The sequence below is a fragment of the Sporosarcina sp. P29 genome, assembly GCF_002743265.1.
GTDB lineage: Bacteria > Bacillota > Bacilli > Bacillales_A > Planococcaceae > Sporosarcina.
On sequence record NZ_PDYX01000005.1, the window covers coordinates 135,297 to 155,018 of the forward strand.

At 42.1% G+C, this 19,722-nt stretch carries 23 protein-coding genes and 2 other annotated features; all 23 genes read right to left on the bottom strand.

The annotated features are described in order from the left end of the window. Positions 1–10 precede the first annotated feature (10 nt). Positions 11–613 carry a class I SAM-dependent methyltransferase gene (locus CSV68_RS06700; protein WP_099661744.1) on the bottom strand — a complete coding sequence of 201 codons (603 nt, stop codon included), beginning with the start codon at positions 611–613 and terminating at the stop codon, positions 11–13. Between the two features lie 87 nt (positions 614–700). Beyond that, entirely contained in the window at positions 701–1,060 is a 360-nt protein-coding gene (gene rplL / locus CSV68_RS06705) for a 50S ribosomal protein L7/L12 (protein ID WP_085427471.1), read from the bottom strand. Between the two features lie 67 nt (positions 1,061–1,127). Beyond that, positions 1,128–1,628: a 50S ribosomal protein L10 gene (gene rplJ / locus CSV68_RS06710; protein WP_099633794.1), complete on the bottom strand. Its 501-nt coding sequence runs from the start codon at positions 1,626–1,628 to the stop codon at positions 1,128–1,130. Between the two features lie 30 nt (positions 1,629–1,658). Beyond that, positions 1,659–1,797 (bottom strand) — a sequence feature (ribosomal protein L10 leader region). A gap of 40 nt (positions 1,798–1,837) precedes the next feature. Beyond that, positions 1,838–2,539, bottom strand: a complete 702-nt coding sequence (gene rplA / locus CSV68_RS06715; protein ID WP_099633793.1) for a 50S ribosomal protein L1 — start codon at positions 2,537–2,539, stop codon at positions 1,838–1,840. 121 nt (positions 2,540–2,660) lie between these two features. Then, a complete protein-coding gene (gene rplK / locus CSV68_RS06720; protein WP_029053289.1) occupies positions 2,661–3,086 on the bottom strand; it encodes a 50S ribosomal protein L11 in 426 nt (141 codons plus the stop codon). Between the two features lie 170 nt (positions 3,087–3,256). Beyond that, a complete protein-coding gene (gene nusG, locus CSV68_RS06725) occupies positions 3,257–3,793 on the bottom strand; it encodes a transcription termination/antitermination protein NusG (RefSeq protein ID WP_099630597.1) in 537 nt (178 codons plus the stop codon). A gap of 107 nt (positions 3,794–3,900) precedes the next feature. Further along, the gene (gene secE / locus CSV68_RS06730; RefSeq protein ID WP_085132026.1) at positions 3,901–4,086 is read right to left on the bottom strand and encodes a preprotein translocase subunit SecE; all 186 of its coding nucleotides are present in this window, start codon (positions 4,084–4,086) and stop codon (positions 3,901–3,903) included. Between the two features lie 57 nt (positions 4,087–4,143). Next, positions 4,144–4,293, bottom strand: coding sequence for a 50S ribosomal protein L33 (gene rpmG / locus CSV68_RS06735; protein WP_099633792.1), 150 nt, complete (start codon positions 4,291–4,293; stop codon positions 4,144–4,146). Positions 4,294–4,374: 81 nt separating this feature from the next. Further along, a complete protein-coding gene (gene sigH, locus CSV68_RS06740; RefSeq protein WP_099633791.1) occupies positions 4,375–5,013 on the bottom strand; it encodes an RNA polymerase sporulation sigma factor SigH in 639 nt (212 codons plus the stop codon). A gap of 82 nt (positions 5,014–5,095) precedes the next feature. Beyond that, positions 5,096–5,611 (bottom strand): NYN domain-containing protein, encoded by a 516-nt coding sequence (locus tag CSV68_RS06745; RefSeq protein WP_099633790.1) that lies wholly within the window; start codon positions 5,609–5,611, stop codon positions 5,096–5,098. Next, positions 5,608–6,366 (bottom strand): 23S rRNA (guanosine(2251)-2'-O)-methyltransferase RlmB, encoded by a 759-nt coding sequence (gene rlmB / locus CSV68_RS06750; RefSeq protein ID WP_099633789.1) that lies wholly within the window; start codon positions 6,364–6,366, stop codon positions 5,608–5,610. The genes CSV68_RS06745 and rlmB overlap by 4 nt, the downstream gene beginning before the upstream one ends. Then, the gene (locus CSV68_RS06755; RefSeq protein WP_099633788.1) at positions 6,363–6,782 is read right to left on the bottom strand and encodes a Mini-ribonuclease 3; all 420 of its coding nucleotides are present in this window, start codon (positions 6,780–6,782) and stop codon (positions 6,363–6,365) included. The genes rlmB and CSV68_RS06755 overlap by 4 nt, the downstream gene beginning before the upstream one ends. Before the next feature lie 4 nt (positions 6,783–6,786). Further along, a complete protein-coding gene (cysS, locus tag CSV68_RS06760) occupies positions 6,787–8,187 on the bottom strand; it encodes a cysteine--tRNA ligase (RefSeq protein ID WP_099633787.1) in 1,401 nt (466 codons plus the stop codon). Further along, positions 8,168–8,842, bottom strand: a complete 675-nt coding sequence (gene cysE, locus CSV68_RS06765) for a serine O-acetyltransferase (RefSeq protein ID WP_099633786.1) — start codon at positions 8,840–8,842, stop codon at positions 8,168–8,170. Before cysE ends, cysS begins: the two co-directional genes overlap by 20 nt. A gap of 92 nt (positions 8,843–8,934) precedes the next feature. Further along, positions 8,935–9,149: a binding site (T-box leader), on the bottom strand. A 57-nt stretch (positions 9,150–9,206) separates the two neighbouring features. Continuing rightward, positions 9,207–10,667 (bottom strand): glutamate--tRNA ligase, encoded by a 1,461-nt coding sequence (gltX, locus tag CSV68_RS06770; RefSeq protein WP_099633785.1) that lies wholly within the window; start codon positions 10,665–10,667, stop codon positions 9,207–9,209. 83 nt (positions 10,668–10,750) lie between these two features. After that, positions 10,751–11,230, bottom strand: coding sequence for a 2-C-methyl-D-erythritol 2,4-cyclodiphosphate synthase (ispF, locus tag CSV68_RS06775; protein WP_099633784.1), 480 nt, complete (start codon positions 11,228–11,230; stop codon positions 10,751–10,753). A gap of 13 nt (positions 11,231–11,243) precedes the next feature. Then, positions 11,244–11,924, bottom strand: a complete 681-nt coding sequence (gene ispD, locus CSV68_RS06780; protein WP_099633783.1) for a 2-C-methyl-D-erythritol 4-phosphate cytidylyltransferase — start codon at positions 11,922–11,924, stop codon at positions 11,244–11,246. 26 nt (positions 11,925–11,950) lie between these two features. Further along, positions 11,951–13,039: a PIN/TRAM domain-containing protein gene (locus CSV68_RS06785; RefSeq protein ID WP_099633782.1), complete on the bottom strand. Its 1,089-nt coding sequence runs from the start codon at positions 13,037–13,039 to the stop codon at positions 11,951–11,953. Between the two features lie 163 nt (positions 13,040–13,202). Continuing rightward, positions 13,203–14,573 carry a DNA repair protein RadA gene (radA, locus tag CSV68_RS06790; RefSeq protein WP_099633781.1) on the bottom strand — a complete coding sequence of 457 codons (1,371 nt, stop codon included), beginning with the start codon at positions 14,571–14,573 and terminating at the stop codon, positions 13,203–13,205. Between the two features lie 89 nt (positions 14,574–14,662). Beyond that, on the bottom strand, positions 14,663–17,113 hold the full coding sequence (locus CSV68_RS06795) for an ATP-dependent Clp protease ATP-binding subunit (protein WP_099633780.1): 2,451 nt from the start codon (positions 17,111–17,113) through the stop codon (positions 14,663–14,665). A gap of 202 nt (positions 17,114–17,315) precedes the next feature. After that, positions 17,316–18,386 (bottom strand): protein-arginine kinase McsB, encoded by a 1,071-nt coding sequence (mcsB, locus tag CSV68_RS06800; protein WP_099661745.1) that lies wholly within the window; start codon positions 18,384–18,386, stop codon positions 17,316–17,318. After that, complete coding sequence (locus tag CSV68_RS06805; protein WP_099633778.1) at positions 18,376–18,927, bottom strand: UvrB/UvrC motif-containing protein; 552 nt, start codon at positions 18,925–18,927, stop codon at positions 18,376–18,378. Before CSV68_RS06805 ends, mcsB begins: the two co-directional genes overlap by 11 nt. A gap of 11 nt (positions 18,928–18,938) precedes the next feature. Further along, entirely contained in the window at positions 18,939–19,409 is a 471-nt protein-coding gene (locus CSV68_RS06810) for a CtsR family transcriptional regulator (protein ID WP_099633777.1), read from the bottom strand. Between the last annotated feature and the right edge of the window lie 313 nt (positions 19,410–19,722).

Consider the following 19,722-nt stretch of genomic DNA (forward strand, 5'->3'; position numbering starts at 1 on the left):
ATTGATCCTGTCAATTTTTTTTAGCCACCAAAATAAAGTAGCCTTTTTTCTTGGCAACCGTATCCACGTTACCAAACAACTTCTTCAAGTAATCCATCGTAGATGGAGCTCCTTGTTTCTTTTGAATGACAACCCATAGTTCTCCACCTGAAGCCATTTTTTCATAAGCACCGTCGTAGAATGAAAAGACCGTTTGCTTACCCGCTCTTATGGGAGGATTTGTTATAATTGCAGCAAAGTCATTTGATCGGACATGATCGACTCCACTACTTTCATAAATTTGTATATTAGTGATCTGGTTTTGCTGGGCATTAGTTTTAGAAAGAGCCAACGCGCGCTCGTTCACGTCAACCATATGGACAAGCCGTTCAGGGAAATCCGATGCAATAGACAACGCAATCGGTCCATAGCCGCAACCTATTTCCAAGAAGTCTCCCCCAATGGATGGTTCTTTAAACGTTTCAGCTAGCAATTTTGATCCTTCATCTATACTACCTTTACTGAATACACCAGCATCTGTTGTGAATGAAAAGACTTTGTTACGAATCTCAGCCTTCCATTGCTTGGGGGCACTTGAAACTTGTGGGGTTTTTGAGTAATAATGCTCTCCCATACATACACCTCCTGCGTAGAGTTACAATATCTGTATATGAAGAAAAAAGCCCGTCAAATAGACGGGCTTTTCTCAGGGAAGTAGAAATTACTTAACTTCTACAGATGCGCCAACTTCTTCAAGTTTAGCTTTCATTTCTTCTGCTTCTTCTTTAGTTGCTGCTTCTTTAACAGCTTTAGGAGCTTCGTCTACAAGAGCTTTAGCTTCTTTCAATCCTAGGCCAGTGATTTCACGAACAGCTTTGATAACTTTGATCTTCTGATCTCCAGCTGATGCAAGGATTACGTCGAATTCAGTTTGCTCTTCAGCTGCTTCTGCAACTGCTCCGGCTGCTGCAACTGGTGCTGCTGCTGTTACGCCGAATTCTTCTTCGATTGCTTTAACAAGGTCGTTTAGTTCAAGAACTGTCATTTCTTTGATTGCGTCTAAAATTTGTGCGTTAGTCATTTTAAGTTCCTCCTGGAAAGTTGTATTTAACCGGCTAGTTTTTTCCGGTCATAGTCAAAATGCGAAATTAAGCACCTTGCTCTTCTTTTTGTTCTGCAACTGCTTTTGTAGCAAGTGCAAAGTTTCGTACTGGCGCTTGAAGAACGCTGAGTAGCATAGACAATAGACCATCGCGAGACGGTAGAGTAGCCAATGCTTTCATTTCTTCAGCTGATGCGACGTTTCCTTCGATCACACCTGCTTTAATTTCAAGCTTTTCATTCTTTTTAGCGAAATCATTTAAGATTTTAGCTGGCGCTACTACGTCTTCTGTAGAGAAAGCGATAGCGTTTGGACCTGTAAGGTTTTCGTTCAAACTTTCTAGTCCTGCAACTACTGTCGCACGACGCACCATAGAGTTTTTATAAACTTTGAACTCGATGCCCGCTTCACGTAGTTGTTTACGCAATTCTGTTACTTGTGAAACCGTTAGACCACGGTAATCGACAACCACTACAGATGCTGCTGATTGCAACTTCTCAGCGACTTCCGATACGACCGCTTGTTTAGCTTCTAAAATTTTGCTCATGTTGACACCTCCTGGTAATTAGGGTCACTTATACCGATATAAAAAGCCCTCAATGTCTAAGACATGAGGGCAGAAAAGTCGTCATCTTTAAAAAAGAGCGTCTTGTCCTCGGCAGGAGCATTAAGTGGCAAGCCACACCTGCTGTCTTCGGTACAAATGGTTATCATCATAACAAGCGTAATCTTAACAGATCACTTTATGCTTGTCAATTATTTTTTAACAGCAACGCTTGACGGATCTACTTTAACAGCAGGACCCATAGTTGTCGTAACGTTTACCGATTTCATGAATGTTCCTTTTGATGAAGCTGGTTTAGCTTTTTGAATCGTTTCAAAGATAGTCAAGAAGTTTTCTTCCAACTTCTCGTTAGTGAAAGATGCTTTCCCGATCGGAGCGTGGATAATTCCAGCTTTGTCCGCGCGGTATTCAACTTTACCTGCTTTGATTTCTTCAATAGCCTTTGTTACGTCGAATGTTACAGTACCTGTTTTCGGGTTCGGCATAAGACCTTTTGGTCCAAGAACGCGACCGATCTTACCAACTTCGCCCATCATGTCAGGTGTAGCAACGATTACGTCGAAATCGAACCAACCTTGTTGAATTTTAGCAATTAGTTCTGCGTCGCCTACGTAGTCCGCGCCTGCAGCTTCTGCTTCTTTAACTTTTTCGCCTTTAGCGAATACTAATACACGCTGAGTTTTACCAGTACCGTTTGGAAGAACTACCGCTCCACGGATTTGCTGATCATTTTTACGAGTATCAATACCAAGACGGAAAGCTACTTCAACTGTTGCATCAAAATTAGTAGTAGTTGTCTTTTTAGCAAGTTCAATTGCTTCTTTCGCAGTGTACGTAGCAGTACGATCTACAAGCTTCGCTGCATCTACGAATTTTTTACCTCTTTTAGCCATCAGAATTTTCCTCCTCATTTGTGGTTTTAACGGATTAAACCTCCCACTTAATGAAGGCCGCGAATCACATTCGACCGCAGCCTTCACCTTGAAACAATTGCTGTATTATGAAAAACCAAAATCAGTCTTCGATTTTGAATCCCATACTGCGAGCAGTACCTTCGACCATTGCCATCGCCGCTTCAACTGACGCCGCGTTTAAGTCTGGCATCTTTTGTTCTGCGATTTCTCTAACTTTATCACGCTTAACTGTAGCAACTTTGTTTTTATTAGGCTCACCTGAACCCTTTTGAACGTTTGCTGCAACCTTCAGCAATACTGCTGCTGGCGGAGTTTTTGTGATAAATGTAAATGAACGGTCCTCGAATACTGAGATTTCAACTGGAATAATAAGACCAGCTTGATCTGCTGTACGAGCGTTAAATTCTTTACAGAATCCCATAATGTTAACACCTGCTTGACCTAATGCCGGCCCTACTGGTGGTGCTGGATTTGCTTTACCAGCTGGAATTTGCAATTTCACTACTTTAGTAACTTTTTTAGCCACGAGACACACCTCCTTAAGTCCGTGATGTGGTAATTGGGTTGCCCCTCCCACTCAAATATGTGCCTGCCGACGATGTCGGTAGAATTGGTTAATCCGTACAGACTAAGTCTGACCTTTGAAATGATACCACCATTACACAGATTTGGCAAGCGGAAAATTCCCATTACCCATCAATCCATTTTTTCTACTTGGTCGAATGAAAGCTCCATCTTCGTTTCGCGTCCAAACATATCAACACTTACAACGACTTTGCCTTTATCCATTTCTATCTCTTCCACTTTACCTTCAAAGTGAGCAAACGGCCCTTCAAGCACCGTTACACTTTCACCCACTCCGAAATCGATATCTACGCGTTGTTCTTTCATACCCATTTGTTTCAGGATGAACTCTACTTCTTCCGGCAACAACGGGGTAGGCTTCGCTCCGCCACCTGATGAACCGATAAATCCAGTAACACCCGGCGTATTACGAACAACATACCAAGAGTCATCTGTCATGATCAATTCAACCAAAACATAACCTGGGAACGTTTTACGCATAACCGTTTTCTTTTTACCATCTTTAATATCTGTCTCTTCTTCTTCCGGAATGACTACACGGAATATCTTATCTGACATGCCCATTGTCTCGACACGTTTTTCAAGATTTGCCTTTACTTTGTTCTCATACCCCGAGTACGTATGCACAACATACCAATTTTTATCCATTTCCATGACATTGAGGACTGCGCGTCCGTCCCTCCCTTAAATTAAAGCTGAAAAAACCCGTTTATTCATCAAAACGGGATATTCTCACGCTATTCATACTTTCTTTATTAAAGACCTGTATACCATTTCATTACTCCAGAGATACCTAGATCCACTACGAAGAAATAGACAGCCATGAATATGACCGTCGAAATAACGACTACAGTATACTTCGTTAATTCTTTACGTTTCGGCCAGCTGACTTTCCGCATTTCCGAAACGACTTTTTTCAAAAAATCGGTAATCTTGCCCATTCTTCTCCAACCCTTCCGAATGACATAGCGTTCTGAACACGAACTCTATGTAACTGGTCAAATGGTTTGCTTATGCAATGTATGCGCATTGCAATGACTGCAAAACTTTTTTATACTCATTCTTCCCTCACGGCTGTTGTTGCCGGCAGGTAAAGAATAGTTTCGCGAACCACATATCTCACAGCTTAAAGTTATTTTTTTTGACATTTCAATTCACCTAATTCAAGACAATAGTCTTGCTAAAGAGTACCATTTAACCAGCGACATGTCAATTTACTTTCGATATGTTTAGCGTACCAGATCCATTGCCATCGAGTGTTCCAGTTTGCGTTTTATCCGTTGCAAAGCATTATCTATCGATTTCACTTGACGATTCAGCACTTCAGAAATTTCGCGATAGGATTGACCTTCTAAGTACAATGTTAATACTTCTTTTTCCAATCCACTCAACACTTTATTCATCTCTTCTTCCATGAATGTAAAGTTTTCTTTATGGATTATCAAGTCTTCCGGGTCATCTAATGTAGAGCCCGATATAATATCCAGCAACGTTCGCTCTTGATCTTCATCGTACATCGGCTTGTCCAACGAAATAGACGTATTAAGCGGAATATGTTTTTGGCGCGTAGCAGTTTTGATAGCTGTAATAATTTGTCGCGTAATACACAGCTCCGCGAAGACTTTAAATGAGCTCAATCTATCAGGACGGAAATCACGTATCGCTTTATAGAGGCCGATCATTCCTTCTTGCATAATATCTTCACGATCTCCACCAATAATGAAATATGTTCTTGCTTTCATTCGAACAATCGGCTGAAATTTAGTAATTAAATGATCTAATACATCCGAATTCCCTAGATGGATCAATTCCACCATCTCTTCATCAGTTAGTTTAGAAAATTCGTTTTTACTCTTAACATTTTCCATGTCCCGCACCAACCTCTCCACCCCAGAGTACTAATTGGTTTTATATGTCAGTATAGACGCGGTAATTTTCCACGTCAACTACTCATTTTCCACCACGTCTCATTTTTTCGAATTCCGCTGCCACTTCATCCGTCAGAGGAATCTTTGATAGAGGGCGTTGTTCTAATGACTTTTTTAACCTTTGCGCAATTACACGATCCACTTCTTTCATAGCAATTTCCAACTCTCGTGCAGAGATACGAAGCGCACCTTGGGCAAACACTACCCATTGTTCTACAAGATCGGAAGTAGCTACATGAATTTGCGTCAAGCGATTGGATAATTCGGATACCAATTTTTCAATCCGTTCATCCGCTGTTTCGTTCTCTCTTGTAAAGACGACTTCCACGCGGTATTGTTTTTTTCGTTTTTCGATACCCGGTACTAAGTGGGCATCAAATATCACGATAACACGCCATCCCCTGTTCGCCTGGAATTCCGCCATCCGCTCGATGAGTCGATCACGCGCTTGCGCAAAATCTTCTTGTTTCAGTTGTTGCAGTTCAGGCCACGCACCGATGATGTTGTATCCATCAACGAGCAGCACATCTTTCTTCATGATGTAGCCTGAGCGGATTGACGCTTTCGTAGAACTTCATACATCAACAACGCTGCCGCTACCGAAGCATTTAAAGATGTAACTTTTCCAACCATCGGCAAACTATAAAGGAAATCGCATCTCTCACGTAAAATGCGTGACATTCCTTTTCCTTCACTACCAATAATGACAGCTAAAGGTAACGTAGCATCCATATGGCGATAATCCGTGGAGTTGGATGCATCTGTTCCCGCAATCCAAACCCCTTGTTTCTTAAGCTCGTCCACAGTTTGAGACAAATTGTTCACGCGCACAACCGGTATATGTTCAATCGCACCTGTTGACGCTTTCGCCACTACACCTGTCAAACCAACAGCACGTCTCTTCGGAATGATAATGCCATGAACCCCTGAAGCATCAGCTGTTCGTAAGATAGATCCCAAGTTATGCGGATCTTCTAGCTCATCAAGAATGATGAAGAAGGGATCTTCTTGTCTCTCTTTAGCAATTGCAAATAAGTCCTCCAGCTCCGCATAATCATAAGCAGCAACCGAAGCGAGAATCCCTTGGTGACTCAGATCTGTCATACCATCTAGTTTCTGCTTCGGCGCTGTCTGCACAACTACTCCCGCTTCTTTAGCTAGCTTCATAATTTCACCGATACTTTTTTTATTAACGCCTTCTGCCACCCAAATTTTATTCAGTTGTCTGCCTGAACGCAACGCCTCCACAACAGGGTTTCTTCCACCAATCAACTCAACTTCTAACTCTGTCATACTTTCTCCTCCTCAGGATGCTCCACCAGTCGAATCGCCGTCTCGATTAGTTCAGCGAGACGCTCTTGCCGATCCAATAAATGTACATACCCGAGAACCGCTTCGAATGCAGAGCTATAATTATACGTTGTCACATCAGTGTTCTTAGGGACGGATCCCGCTTTCGCATTGCGGCCACGGCGCATTACCGCCAATTCTTCTTCCGTGAGAATTTGTTGATCTCTCATTGTTAGGATAATTCGCGCCTGCGCTTTTGCAGAAACAAAGCGCGTAGCTTCCTTATGCAAAATTTGTGGTTTTACTCGCCCACAGCGTAGTAAATGCTCTCTGACCGCCGTTTCATATACAGCATCTCCCATGTAAGCAAGAGCAAGTGCATTGAGCTGTTTGACGTCTATTTCACGTAAATTCTCCACACCATTACCCTCTTTTCCAGCGAGTGCCTTGCGCTGTATCTTCTAAAATGATTCCTCGCGCTTTTAGTTCATCACGAATTTCATCCGAACGCGCAAAATCACGGTTCTTTCGAGCGTCAAGACGCTCTTGGATCAACGCATCAATTTCGTTATCGACTAATTCATCCGCACTATCAAATGGTACTCCGAGTACACCCATTAATTGATCCAAGGCATCGATGAATTGCTGGAGCACGTGACGATCTGTATTTTTCTCAAGCAAGTAAACGTTCGCCTGTTTGGATAGTTCAAAAATGGCTGCAATTGCATTTGCCGTATTGAAGTCATCGTCCATCGATTTCTCAAATGCATTAATTTGTTCTTTAATCTTATTTAACCATGACTCGGAATTTTCCGCCAGGTCTGCCGAAATCGTTAGACGATGCTGCAAGTTGCTGTATGCTGTCTGGATACGTTCCAACCCATTTGCCGCACTCTCCACAAGTTCTTGCGCAAAGTTAACCGGATGGCGATAGTGCACGGATAACATAAAGAATCTAAGTACCTTCGGATCGATTTGCTTACGAATATCATGTACTAAAATGAAATTCCCTAAAGACTTCGACATTTTCTCGTTATCGATATTGATATAACCATTATGCATCCAATAGTTGGCGAAGGTTTTACCCGTAGCCGCCTCAGACTGTGCGATTTCATTTTCATGGTGTGGGAATGTTAAGTCTTGCCCTCCTGCATGAATATCGATTGTGTCACCGAGAAGTTGTTTGGCCATTACCGAACATTCGATATGCCAACCCGGACGACCTTTGCCCCACGGACTATCCCACGAGATTTCACCCTCTTTTGCCGATTTCCAAAGTGCGAAATCAAGAGGATCTGTTTTGATTGAGTTTTCTTCCACCCGTGCACCCACTTTTAATTCATCAATAGATTGGTGTGAAAGTTTTCCGTACCCTTCAAATTGACGTGTACGGAAATAGACATCTCCTTGAGATTCGTAGGCAAATCCTTTATCGATAAGCACTTGAATGAAATCCACAATGTCATCAATATGTTCAGTTACGCGAGGATGCGCTGTCGCTACTTCACAACCAAGAGCACTGACATCTTCATGATAAGCGGCGATGAAACGCTCAGTTAATTCTCCGACCTCTTCATTCAACTCATTCGCTGCTTTAATGATTTTGTCGTCTACGTCCGTGAAGTTCGAGACGTAATTTACTTCATATCCGCGATATTCCAAATAGCGACGAATCGTATCAAATGCAATCACAGGACGAGCGTTACCGATATGAATATAGTTATAAACGGTTGGTCCACAGACATACATCTTGACCTTTCCTTCTTCTATTGGAACAAACCTTTCTTTCTTACGTGTCAATGTATTATAAAGTTGAATGCTCATGTAAATCACCCTTTTTTCCATTCTCGGTTTCCAACTGCTCAGTACGCAGCTTCAACTCCTGAATTTGCTTTTCTAATCGTTTAATTTCATCCGCAATAGGATCTTGCGTAGAATGATCCAATTTATTCTTCACACGTACACCATTTGAAATAACGATTTTCCCTGGTATTCCAACCACTGTAGAGTTGGGCGGCACTTCTTTCAAGATGACCGAACCCGCTCCTACCTTACTATTCTCACCAATCGTAATGGAACCAAGTACTTTGGCACCGGACGCAACTAATACATTATCACAGAGCGTCGGATGTCGCTTCCCGCCTTCTTTTCCTGTTCCCCCTAGTGTAACACCTTGATAAAGTGTTACATCGTCGCCAATTTCACATGTTTCCCCTATCACTACGCCCATTCCATGATCAATGAAAAGACGTCTGCCTATCACGGCTCCGGGATGAATCTCGATACCCGTGAAAAACCTGCTAACTTGCGATACGATACGAGCCAAAAACCGAAGATTACGCTTATAAAACACATGCGCGATACGGTGCATCCAAATCGCATGCAACCCCGAATACGTTAAGACTACTTCAATGGTACTGCGGGCTGCCGGATCTTGATCGAAAATACAACGAATATCTTCTTTCATACGTTTGAACAATGAACTTCCCCCTTTTTCTGCTTTCACATGACGGCGATTTCCACTATAGAAAAATTTCTTGAGATAAAAAAAGCGCCCCCGTCACTCATGATGACAGAGACGCATTAAATGCGTGGTTCCACTCCGCTTGAGAACGTAATTGTTCCCCGCTTAATGTCTTTAACGCAGACTATACGTATGGCCTACTAACAGTTTCGGCTCATCGCTCAAAGGTGCATTTCGATAGTGAACGACTCAGGTCATTTCCAGCCTAGATGACCCTCTCTACAGAGTATCCACTATGTACTTTCCTTCTCGACGCTTTCCATATGACAATTTCATATTAGGTTCATTTTACAGAAATTCATTGAAATGTCAATATTGTTTATTTTGCAAATTTTCCAACGCGTTGAATGATTTTTTCTTTACCAATCAGTGCAATTGCATCCGGTAGTTCAGGACCTGACGTCTGTCCAGTTGCTACAACACGTACTGGCATGAATAAGTTCTTACCTTTATGTCCCGTTTCTTTTTGAACTGCTTTAATTGCCGCTTTAATAGATGGTGCATCAAAAGTTTCTAATTCTTCTAGCTGCTTCTTAAGTGACGTCATCACTTCAGGTACTTGTTCACTAGCCAAAATTTCCGATGCTGTTTCATCATATTCCAATGTGTCGTGGAAGAACTGGGCAGATAACTCAACAATTTCAGCGCCAAAGCTCAATTGACCGTGGTATAGCGCGATCAAATCGTGTACCCATGTTTGTTCTTCAGCAGACATATTTTCCGAAACCAGTTCAGCTGCTTGTAGATGAGGCAATGTTAATTCAATGACTTCTTCTAATGACAACTTTTTTATATATTGGTTATTCATCCACGTCAGTTTATCCGTGTCGAACATGGAAGGTGATTTCGACAAGCGAGACTCATCGAATTGTTTCACGAGTTCGTCATGAGAGAAAATCTCCTCTTCTCCGACAGGCGACCAACCAAGTAAAGCGAAGAAATTAAACATCGCTTCTGGCAAATACCCTAAATCCTTATATTGTGTAATGAATTGAATGATTGATTCATCACGTTTTGAAAGCTTTTTACGTTCTTCGTTGACGATTAGCGTCATATGACCAAATCGTGGGTGGTCCCAACCGAATACGTCAAACACCATTAGTTGCTTCGGTGTATTCGTCAAGTGCTCTTCTCCACGGAAAACATGCGAGATTTTCATCAAATGATCATCGACTACTACAGCAAAGTTATACGTTGGAATACCATTTGTCTTAACCATAACCCAGTCACCAATGTCTTTTGATTCGAATGTGACTTCACCGCGCACAAGGTCATCGATTGTATACGTAACGTCTTCAGGAACACGCATGCGGATATTGTAAGATTTTCCTGCTTCTTCATTTTGCGCAACTTGTTCCGCTGTCAAATGGCGGCAAGTTCCATCATACATAGGCGCTGCGATTCCCGCTTCTTTCTGCGCGTCACGCTTTGCTTCAAGCTCTTCAGGAGTACAGAAACATTTATAGGCATTTCCATTTTCAAGCATTTCATCTGCATACTTCTTATATAAATCCAGACGTTCCATTTGACGATACGGCCCGTATTCTCCGCCAATATCAATTGATTCGTCATGATGGATACCGAGCCACGTTAAGTTTTCAAGTTGTGATAGTTCTCCACTTTCAATATTTCGTGCAGTATCCGTATCTTCAATACGAACAATGAATTTCCCGTCATAGTGACGAGCGAATAAATAGTTGAATAACGCGGTCCGCGCTCCACCAATATGTAGTTGGCCTGTTGGACTCGGTGCATAACGCACACGTACTTCTTGTGTCATAATATTTACCTCTCCGTTTCGAATTGATTACGTTCTTATATAATTTCCTATCTATTTTAACACTCTAGAAGATGTTTTGAAAGTTACTGGTTTTTCATCAGTAAAATCGTTGCCATCGCTGCGATTCCTTCTTCACGCCCAGGGAAGCCTAGACGTTCCGTAGTCGTAGCTTTCACATTCACTTGCGACAGATCTGCTTCAAGCAATTCTGCCACGCGCTCACGAATGTCTCCAATATAAGGTGCCATTTTCGGACGTTGCGCAATAATCGTACAATCAATATTACCTAAACGATAGCCTTCGTCTTTTACCATCGCCCATACTTTCTCCAATAAAATAGCAGAATCGGCGTCTTTGAACGCATCATCCGTATCTGGGAAATGTGTGCCAATATCCACTTTACCAATCGCACCAAGTGCAGCGTCTGTTACTGTGTGTAATAGCACATCCGCATCAGAGTGACCGATTAATCCTTTTGTGTGCGGAATGGTTATGCCTCCGATAATGAGTGGTCTACCTTCTTCAAATGCATGTACATCAAAACCCTGTCCAATTCGAAACATGTGATTATTCCTCCTACTTTCTTCTTGCCAGTAAGATTTCGCCTATCGCAAGATCTTCCTGGGTTGTCATCTTTACATTGTCATATGAGCCTTCCACTACTTGAACTTCGTGACCAATACGCTCCACTAACATGGATTCATCCGTGCCGAGGAAACCTTCTTGAATAGCAGAGTCAGACGCTGCTTTCAGCAATTTATATTGAAATGCCTGTGGCGTTTGTACAAGCCATAACTTTTCACGATCTAATGTTTCTTTCACAGTACCATCTTCCGCGTACTTAATTGTATCTTTCGCCTTAACCGCCGCTATAGCTGCTCCTTTTTCATTCGCAGTACGCACCAGTTCTGTAATGACTGTTGAATTCAAGAAGGGTCTAGCCGCGTCATGGACGAGAACAATACCTTCCCCTTTATAAGCAGAGATACAAGCCGCAACACTGTTTTGACGCTCACCACCGCCCTTTACAAAAGTAATAGGTTTCGCGTGTTGATGCTGTTCAAGAATCCCTTCAATCACGGCTTGCTCTTCAGGCTTTACAGCCATAATGACTTCTTCACAATTGGGGTCTTCTTGAAAGACACTTACTGTATGATACAAAATTGAATGCTCCCCAATTTTCAGGAAGAGTTTATTTTGTCCAGCACCCATTCGTTTGCCGCTTCCCGCAGCAGGAATCATCACTGTATATTTCACATTTGTCACTCTGCTTTCTATGCTGGTTATCGACCTTTGGGTTTCGCAAAAATCATTCGTCCTGCAGATGTTTGCAATACACTTGTTACTACAACGTCAATGGCATCTCCGATATGAGACCGACCATCTTCTATTACGATCATTGTGCCATCATCTAAGTATGCAACACCTTGATTATGCTCTTTGCCATCCTTGATCACGACGACGTGCATTTCTTCACCCGGAATAACTACCGGTTTTACTGCGTTTGCGAGATCGTTTATATTTAAAACTGCGACGCCATGTAAATCTGATACTTTATTTAAGTTAAAATCATTCGTTACAACTAAACCATTCATTTTCTTCGCCAATTTAACTAACTTCAAATCCACTTCAGCTACATTCGGAATATCTTCGTCCGTAATGAGTACTTGAGGACCGTCATCATTTTGTAAACGCTTTAGAATATCTAAGCCACGTCTACCTTTTGTTCGCTTCAACGTGTCAGATGAATCGGCAATATGCTGTAGTTCTGTCAGTACAAACTGAGGTACCACTAAAATCCCTTGTAAAAATCCTGTCCCCACTATATCCGCAATACGTCCATCGATAATGACACTAGTATCCAATAATTTATATACATCTTTTTGTGGTGGAGTAACGACTGGTTCTGCGGATTCTTTCTTTTTCGCTGTTGTTAAGCGTAAATTAGAAAATGCATTAATGAACTCTTCCCACTTTTTAAAACCTACCTGGAAACCTAAATAGCCGAGAAGAATAGACAATAAAACAGGCACAACAGAAGATACTACCGGAAAACCAATCGCACTTAGTCCGAAACTGAATAAAAATGCAACGATTAATCCCACGACTAACCCAATTGTACCGAATAACAAATCCATAATCGGTGCTTTCAGGAGTCTTTCTTCAATCCATTTAATGAAATTGACAATCGGCTCGGTTAAAAATAGGCTTAATAAAAATAGAATGATAGCTCCTATGATTGCCTCCACATAAGGATTTTCTATGATGGGGCGTGATGTAAACTCAAACATAGCGAATAAGTACGGTAAAAATAAAACACCGAGAGTTCCTCCGATTAATAAGAATGAAACTTGGACTACTCTTTTCAACATATTCTTCCACCTCCTTTTCCTTCCTAATAGTATACAACGAATTATGCTTAGCCGCTTAGGTTAAGTGAGGAATTTCTGAAAATTCCTCACTTCTCCTACTAGGACTATCTAGATAGCGGGAAAGTTTCTTACCTTCCTTCTCATCCAGTCATGTAAATAGATGTTATCTGAATGCCATTCCCAACGCTTCCGTTATCGTTTCAACACCTACTACTTCAATTCCAGCCGGAACATCCCAGCCACCCAGATTAGATGATGGAATGATAATGCGATCAAAACCGAGCTTCGCCGCTTCCGTGACACGTTGTTCTATTCTAGATACCCTTCTAACCTCTCCTGTTAACCCTACTTCACCAACAAAACAATCCCGCGCCCCTACAGCCGTGTCGCGATAACTAGAAACAATACTCAGCAAGACCGCTAAATCAATGGCCGGCTCATCCAGCTTAACGCCGCCCGCAACCTTAATATACGCATCTTGTGTCTGTAATAGCATCCCTGCACGTTTTTCCAATACCGCCATCAATAGCTGGACGCGGTTTTGATCCAATCCCGTTGCCATGCGCTTCGGATAATTGAAACTGGATGCCGTCATCAATGCCTGAATTTCAACAAGTATAGGACGTGTACCTTCCATAGAAGCAACAATGGTCGAGCCCGCTCCACCTTGTGATCTCTCACGCAAGAACATTTCTGATGGATTTAAGACTTCCTTTAATCCAGCTTGCAACATTTCAAAAATAGCAATTTCATTGGTAGAACCAAAGCGGTTTTTCACACTTCGTAAAATACGGTATGTGTGGTGACGTTCACCTTCAAAATACAGCACTGTATCCACCATATGCTCAAGCAATCGTGGTCCTGCAATTTGTCCTTCTTTTGTTACGTGACCTACGAGGAATATAGCAATATTTTGCGTTTTAGCTATACGCATAAGTTCCGCGGTACATTCACGCACTTGCGAGACACTTCCAGGTGCTGATGATACTTCAGGATGATGAACAGTCTGAATGGAGTCCACCACCACAAATCGCGGTTTCACTTCATCCACAGTTTCATTAATCATGGCGAGATCGGTTTCGGCATAAATATATAACTCATCCGACTTCACACCTAATCGTTCTGCACGTAACTTTGTTTGCTTGATCGATTCCTCACCTGATATATACAGTACGCGCTGTTGTTGATTTGCAAGTAGCGATGATACTTGAAGCAACAATGTAGATTTTCCGATACCTGGATCTCCACCGATTAATATGAGCGAGCCTGGAACAATTCCTCCTCCAAGTACGCGGTTTAATTCTTCTAATTCCGTTTTGACACGCGGCTCCTCAGCCATTTCCACCTGACTGATCGGCAAAGCTTTCTGTTTCACTCTTTCGCCATGTTGAAATGCGGCACGCGGTCCTTTTTGTACAATCTCTACTTCTTCATCCATTGTGTTCCATTCTCCACAACCAGGACAACGGCCCATCCACTTAGCAGACTCATATCCACAAGAACGGCACATGAACTTTGATTTACGCTTAGCCATACACTCTCTCCTTATTTAAAAATACGAAAAGGACAGCCCGCTGCGCTTTTTAAAAACTAAGCGAGCGAGCTATCCGGTTGATCATATTATTATTTTTCTGCTGCTACTACTGTTTGTTTCTCCGTGCGTACGATAAATTTATCATCCTCTACGTCAACGATTACTTTTTCACCCATCAGAACTTTACCTTCAAGTAACTCTTCAGATAAACGATCTTCTACATGCTTTTGTAATGCACGACGTAATGGACGAGCTCCGTATTCAGGATCATATCCCTCTTCCGTGATCTTATCTTTAGCAGATTCAGTTAACACCAATTCGATGTCCTGTTCAGCCAAGCGCTTAGAAAGTTCATCACTCATCAAGCTGACAATTTCACGCAAGTGTTCTTTCTCCAATGAATGGAAGACAATCATGTCATCCACACGGTTCAAGAACTCCGGTCGGAATGTTTTCTTCAATTCCGCAAGCATTTTTTCCTTCATGTCATCGTAATCGGATTCGCCGTCTTGAATATTAAAGCCAACATAGCGGTTTTTCTTCAATTCCGTCGCTCCAACGTTCGAAGTCATGATAATTACTGTGTTACGGAAATCAACTGTACGCCCTTTAGAATCCGTTAAGCGTCCGTCTTCTAATACCTGCAATAAGATATTGAAAACGTCTGGATGCGCTTTTTCAATTTCATCAAGTAGTACAACTGAGTACGGCTTACGGCGAACTTTCTCCGTTAACTGGCCGCCTTCTTCATACCCTACATAGCCTGGAGGTGATCCGACTAGACGAGATGTAGAATGTTTCTCCATATATTCGGACATATCGATACGAATCATCGCATCTTCATCGCCGAACATCACTTCTGCTAACGCACGGCCCAGTTCAGTTTTACCTACACCAGTCGGGCCGAGGAAAATGAATGAACCAATAGGACGTTTCGGATCTTTCAATCCTGCACGTGCACGACGGATGGCTTTCGAAATAGATAACACTGCTTCTTTTTGGCCAATGACGCGTTGATGCAAAATTTCTTCCATGTTCAGCAATTTAGCTGACTCTGTCTCCGCAATCTTGTCAACAGGAATTCCTGTCCACATCGCCACAACAGATGCGATATCATTTACTGTCACTTCGGACTCAGTTTGCCCTTGTTTCTCTTTCCAAGCTGCTTTAGTTGTTTCTAATTCTTCCTTCATCTTCTGCTCTTTATCACGATAAGAAGCTGCCTTTTCAAATTCTTGGCTTTGCACGGCTGCATTCTTCTCGGAACGGATTGCTTCAAGCTTCACCTCGAGCTCTTTCAAGTTAGGAGGCGTTGTATACGAACGTAAACGCACTTTCGATCCAGCTTCGTCAATTAAGTCAATCGCTTTATCCGGTAAGAAACGGTCCGAGATATAACGATCAGACATCTTCGCTGCTGCTTCCACTGCTTCATCCGTAATCTTCACACGGTGATGCGCTTCGTAACGGTCACGCAAGCCTTTAATGATTTGAATTGTTTCATCTACAGACGGCTCATCAACTTGAATCGGTTGGAAACGTCGTTCAAGTGCTGCGTCTTTTTCAATATATTTACGGTATTCGTCAAGTGTTGTAGCACCAATACATTGTAGTTCACCGCGTGCAAGTGATGGCTTCAAGATATTGGATGCATCGATAGCACCTTCTGCCCCACCCGCACCAATCAACGTGTGCAATTCATCGATGAATAAAATAATGTTACCCGCTTGACGGATTTCTTCCATTACCTTCTTCATTCTATCTTCGAACTCACCGCGATATTTTGTGCCTGCGACGACTGTACCCATATCTAGTGTCATAACACGTTTGTCACGCAATATTTCAGGCACTTCGTTACTTACAACTTGCTGTGCCAAACCTTCTGCGATCGCCGTTTTACCTACACCCGGTTCACCAATCAATACTGGATTGTTTTTCGTACGACGTGCCAACACTTCAATCACACGTGTAATTTCTTTACTTCGTCCAATTACCGGATCCAGCGTACCTTCACGTGCGATTTCAGTTAAATCACGCGCCAAGCCATCTAATGTTGGTGTGGCTGCTGTTGCAGAATTCGCTGGGTTGCCAACAGAACTTTCATCATTACCAAGCAATTGAAGTACTTGTTGGCGAGCTTTGTTCAAGCTAACACCGGCGTTATTCAGAACGCGTGCCGCCACACCTTCTCCTTCTCGAATCAAAGCCAATAAAATATGCTCAGTGCCGATATAAGAATGTCCTAATTTACGAGACTCATCAACAGATAATTCGATAACGCGTTTTGCGCGAGGAGTATAATGAACGATCGGACCCACATCTTTAGAGCCTACACCTACTAGAATTTCTACTTCTCGTTCAATAGTATCTGCATTCACGCTAATCGCTTCAAGAGCTTTTGCCGCGATGCCGCCACCTTCACGAATCAACCCAAGTAAAATATGCTCAGTACCAATAGATTCATGTTTTAAACGAATAGCCTCTTCTTGAGCCAGTTGTAAAACTTTTTGTGCGCGTTGTGTAAATCGATTAAACATCATATTCATTCCCCTCTTCCTTCATCAGTGGACTATATTCTATGTTATGCAAAATAACGCATCAATGCTTTGTTTCCTATAACTATATATATTCATGTCAGTTCGCGATACAACCTAATTCGCATATTGACTTTGACTATCTTTGATTAATTATAAGTGCTATGAGGCTTTCTTGCAAAAACTTTGCTCATAACTGATCACTGTCCTATTCTTGTGCAGCAGATCTCTCTATACCTAGCCGATCCCGGAATAATTGTGCACGAAGTATATCTCGTTCATCAGATGTTAATTCCGCTTCCGCATATTGTTGGAGAAATCCTGGTTGCATGAAAATCATCAATTCATTCAAGACGGTCATATCAATATTTTCAATGATACCTAAATCAATACCCAAACGGACATCAGACAAACATTTTGCCGCTTCTGCTGACGGCAAGATCCGCGAATGAGTCAATGTACCAAGTGCCCTAAATAATCTATTCTCCAAGTGAACTTCCGACTTAGCCAATAATAATTCACGAGATTTCTTTTCATGCGCAATCAGGCGCTTAGAGATACTTTCCAGATCTTTCAAGATTTCCTCTTCTGATTTGCCAAGTGTGATTTGATTGGAAACTTGATAAATATTACCGAGTGCTTCACTGCCCTCTCCATAACTTCCACGTACAACCATCCCAAGCCTGGATATCGCAGGAATAATTCGCTCGATTTGCTTAGTGATGGTTAATGCAGGTAAATGCATCATGACAGACGCGCGCATTCCCGTACCTGTGTTGGATGGACAACTTGTTAAATAGCCGAATGTTTCATCGAAAGCATAGTTCAAATTCACTTCCAGCTCGCTATCTACTCGATCAGCATGTTCGTACGCCTGATCTATTTGAAAGCCTGGATAAATACATTGAATGCGAATATGATCTTCTTCATTCACCATAATACTAATTTTTTCGTCTTCCGACAGCAAAACCGATCCATGTTTTTCAGGATTGATCAACTGCGGACTGACTAAATGTTTCTCAACTAAAATTTGTCTTTCCAGTGGTGATAAATCTTCCATTGTCGTGCCTGTAAAGTGGTGATCTTGCATCGTCTCGACCGCTTGATTCAACGCTTCGCTTACGCGGTTTGCATCTTCCTGCGAAGCACTTATTGGAAATAGATGATCACGCAAATTACGAGCCAGCCTGATCCTTGTGGATAAGACGATATCAGCATGCTCACCTTCCGCTACCATCCAGCCTGTGAGTTCCTGTTTGATGAATTTTTCAAATGACATGTTGATCATCACCCCCATCGGACAGTTGCTCTTTCACTTGGTTCGCCTCATCACGTAAAGTGGCCGCTTCTTCAAAACGTTCATTTTCTACGGCTTCCCGCATTTTTGTACGGATATCTTCAAGCTTTTTCTTTAAAGCAAATCGTTCATTAAGTGAAACAGGGATTTTTCCACGGTGCTGAGTATGTCCATTATGCAATTTCGCAAACACTCGTGGTAGCTGCCCCCTAAATGTTTCGTAACATTCTGCACAGCCAAACTTTCCGATATCAAGGAAACGATGGAAGGTCAAATCGCAATTCGGACATTTTGGACCATCCGGCAATCTCTCATCGGCTTTTTGTTCTGAAAATAATTCTGATCCGCCCAACCAGTGTGCTAGAAATTGTTGAATGGATAACGGCTCCTGATCCGGACTAAAAGAAAATGTTTGTGAGTAAAACGCACATTTATCACATAAATGACGCTCTGTTACACCATTAGATGTTTCTTGTTTAAACACTACAGTAGCTGGTCGTTCCTTACAGTTTTCACAAAGCATGGAGATTCACCTCATTCTATCTCTTCATAAATTAATGTAACTAACATAGCGCGAAGAATACGCGAACGTAATGCATCCCGCTCAGGTAACATATAACGCAAAGTAGCACGGCCCACTGCGGCAAGCATCAGCTTAGCCTCACGTTCTGTAATGACTTCTTCTTCAATTAAACGGATAATGACATCTTCCGCCATTGTAGAGGATGCTTCACTTTCTAAAATCCCCAACGCTTGTTCAAGTAAGTCCTTTCGGGAGTTCGTACGCACCCTGTAAATCCGTATGTAGCCTCCGCCCCCCCGCTTAGACTCTACGGCGTAGCCTCTTTCGACGGTAAACCGGGTTTTGATCACGTAGTTGATCTGTGATGGTACGCATTGGAATTTCTCAGCAATCTCGTTTCTTTTGATTTCAATAGAAGCACTATCTTCCTCTTCTATAATCGACTTCAAATATCCTTCTATAATGTCAGAAATATTACGCATCTCGTCACCTCGTTTCGCTCGTTCATCTAGTTGACTTTGACTATCTTTGACTTGATTGTATCGCAGAAATTAGGCGGGATGCAATTCATTTGTTTATATGTATACCTTATTACGTTGAAAGGAAACCTGTTGCTAGGTTGTCACATTAGGCTATTGATTATTCAATGAATCACCTGACAAAAAAACTAGGTGAGTTGGTAAGTGCCGTTGATCGATGCTCTAGATGGATACTTTCCACTTACGATTACCTACTATACTCTTCTTACATAGAATACTGTCTGCATAATAAAAGACCGAAGAACAAATCCTTCTA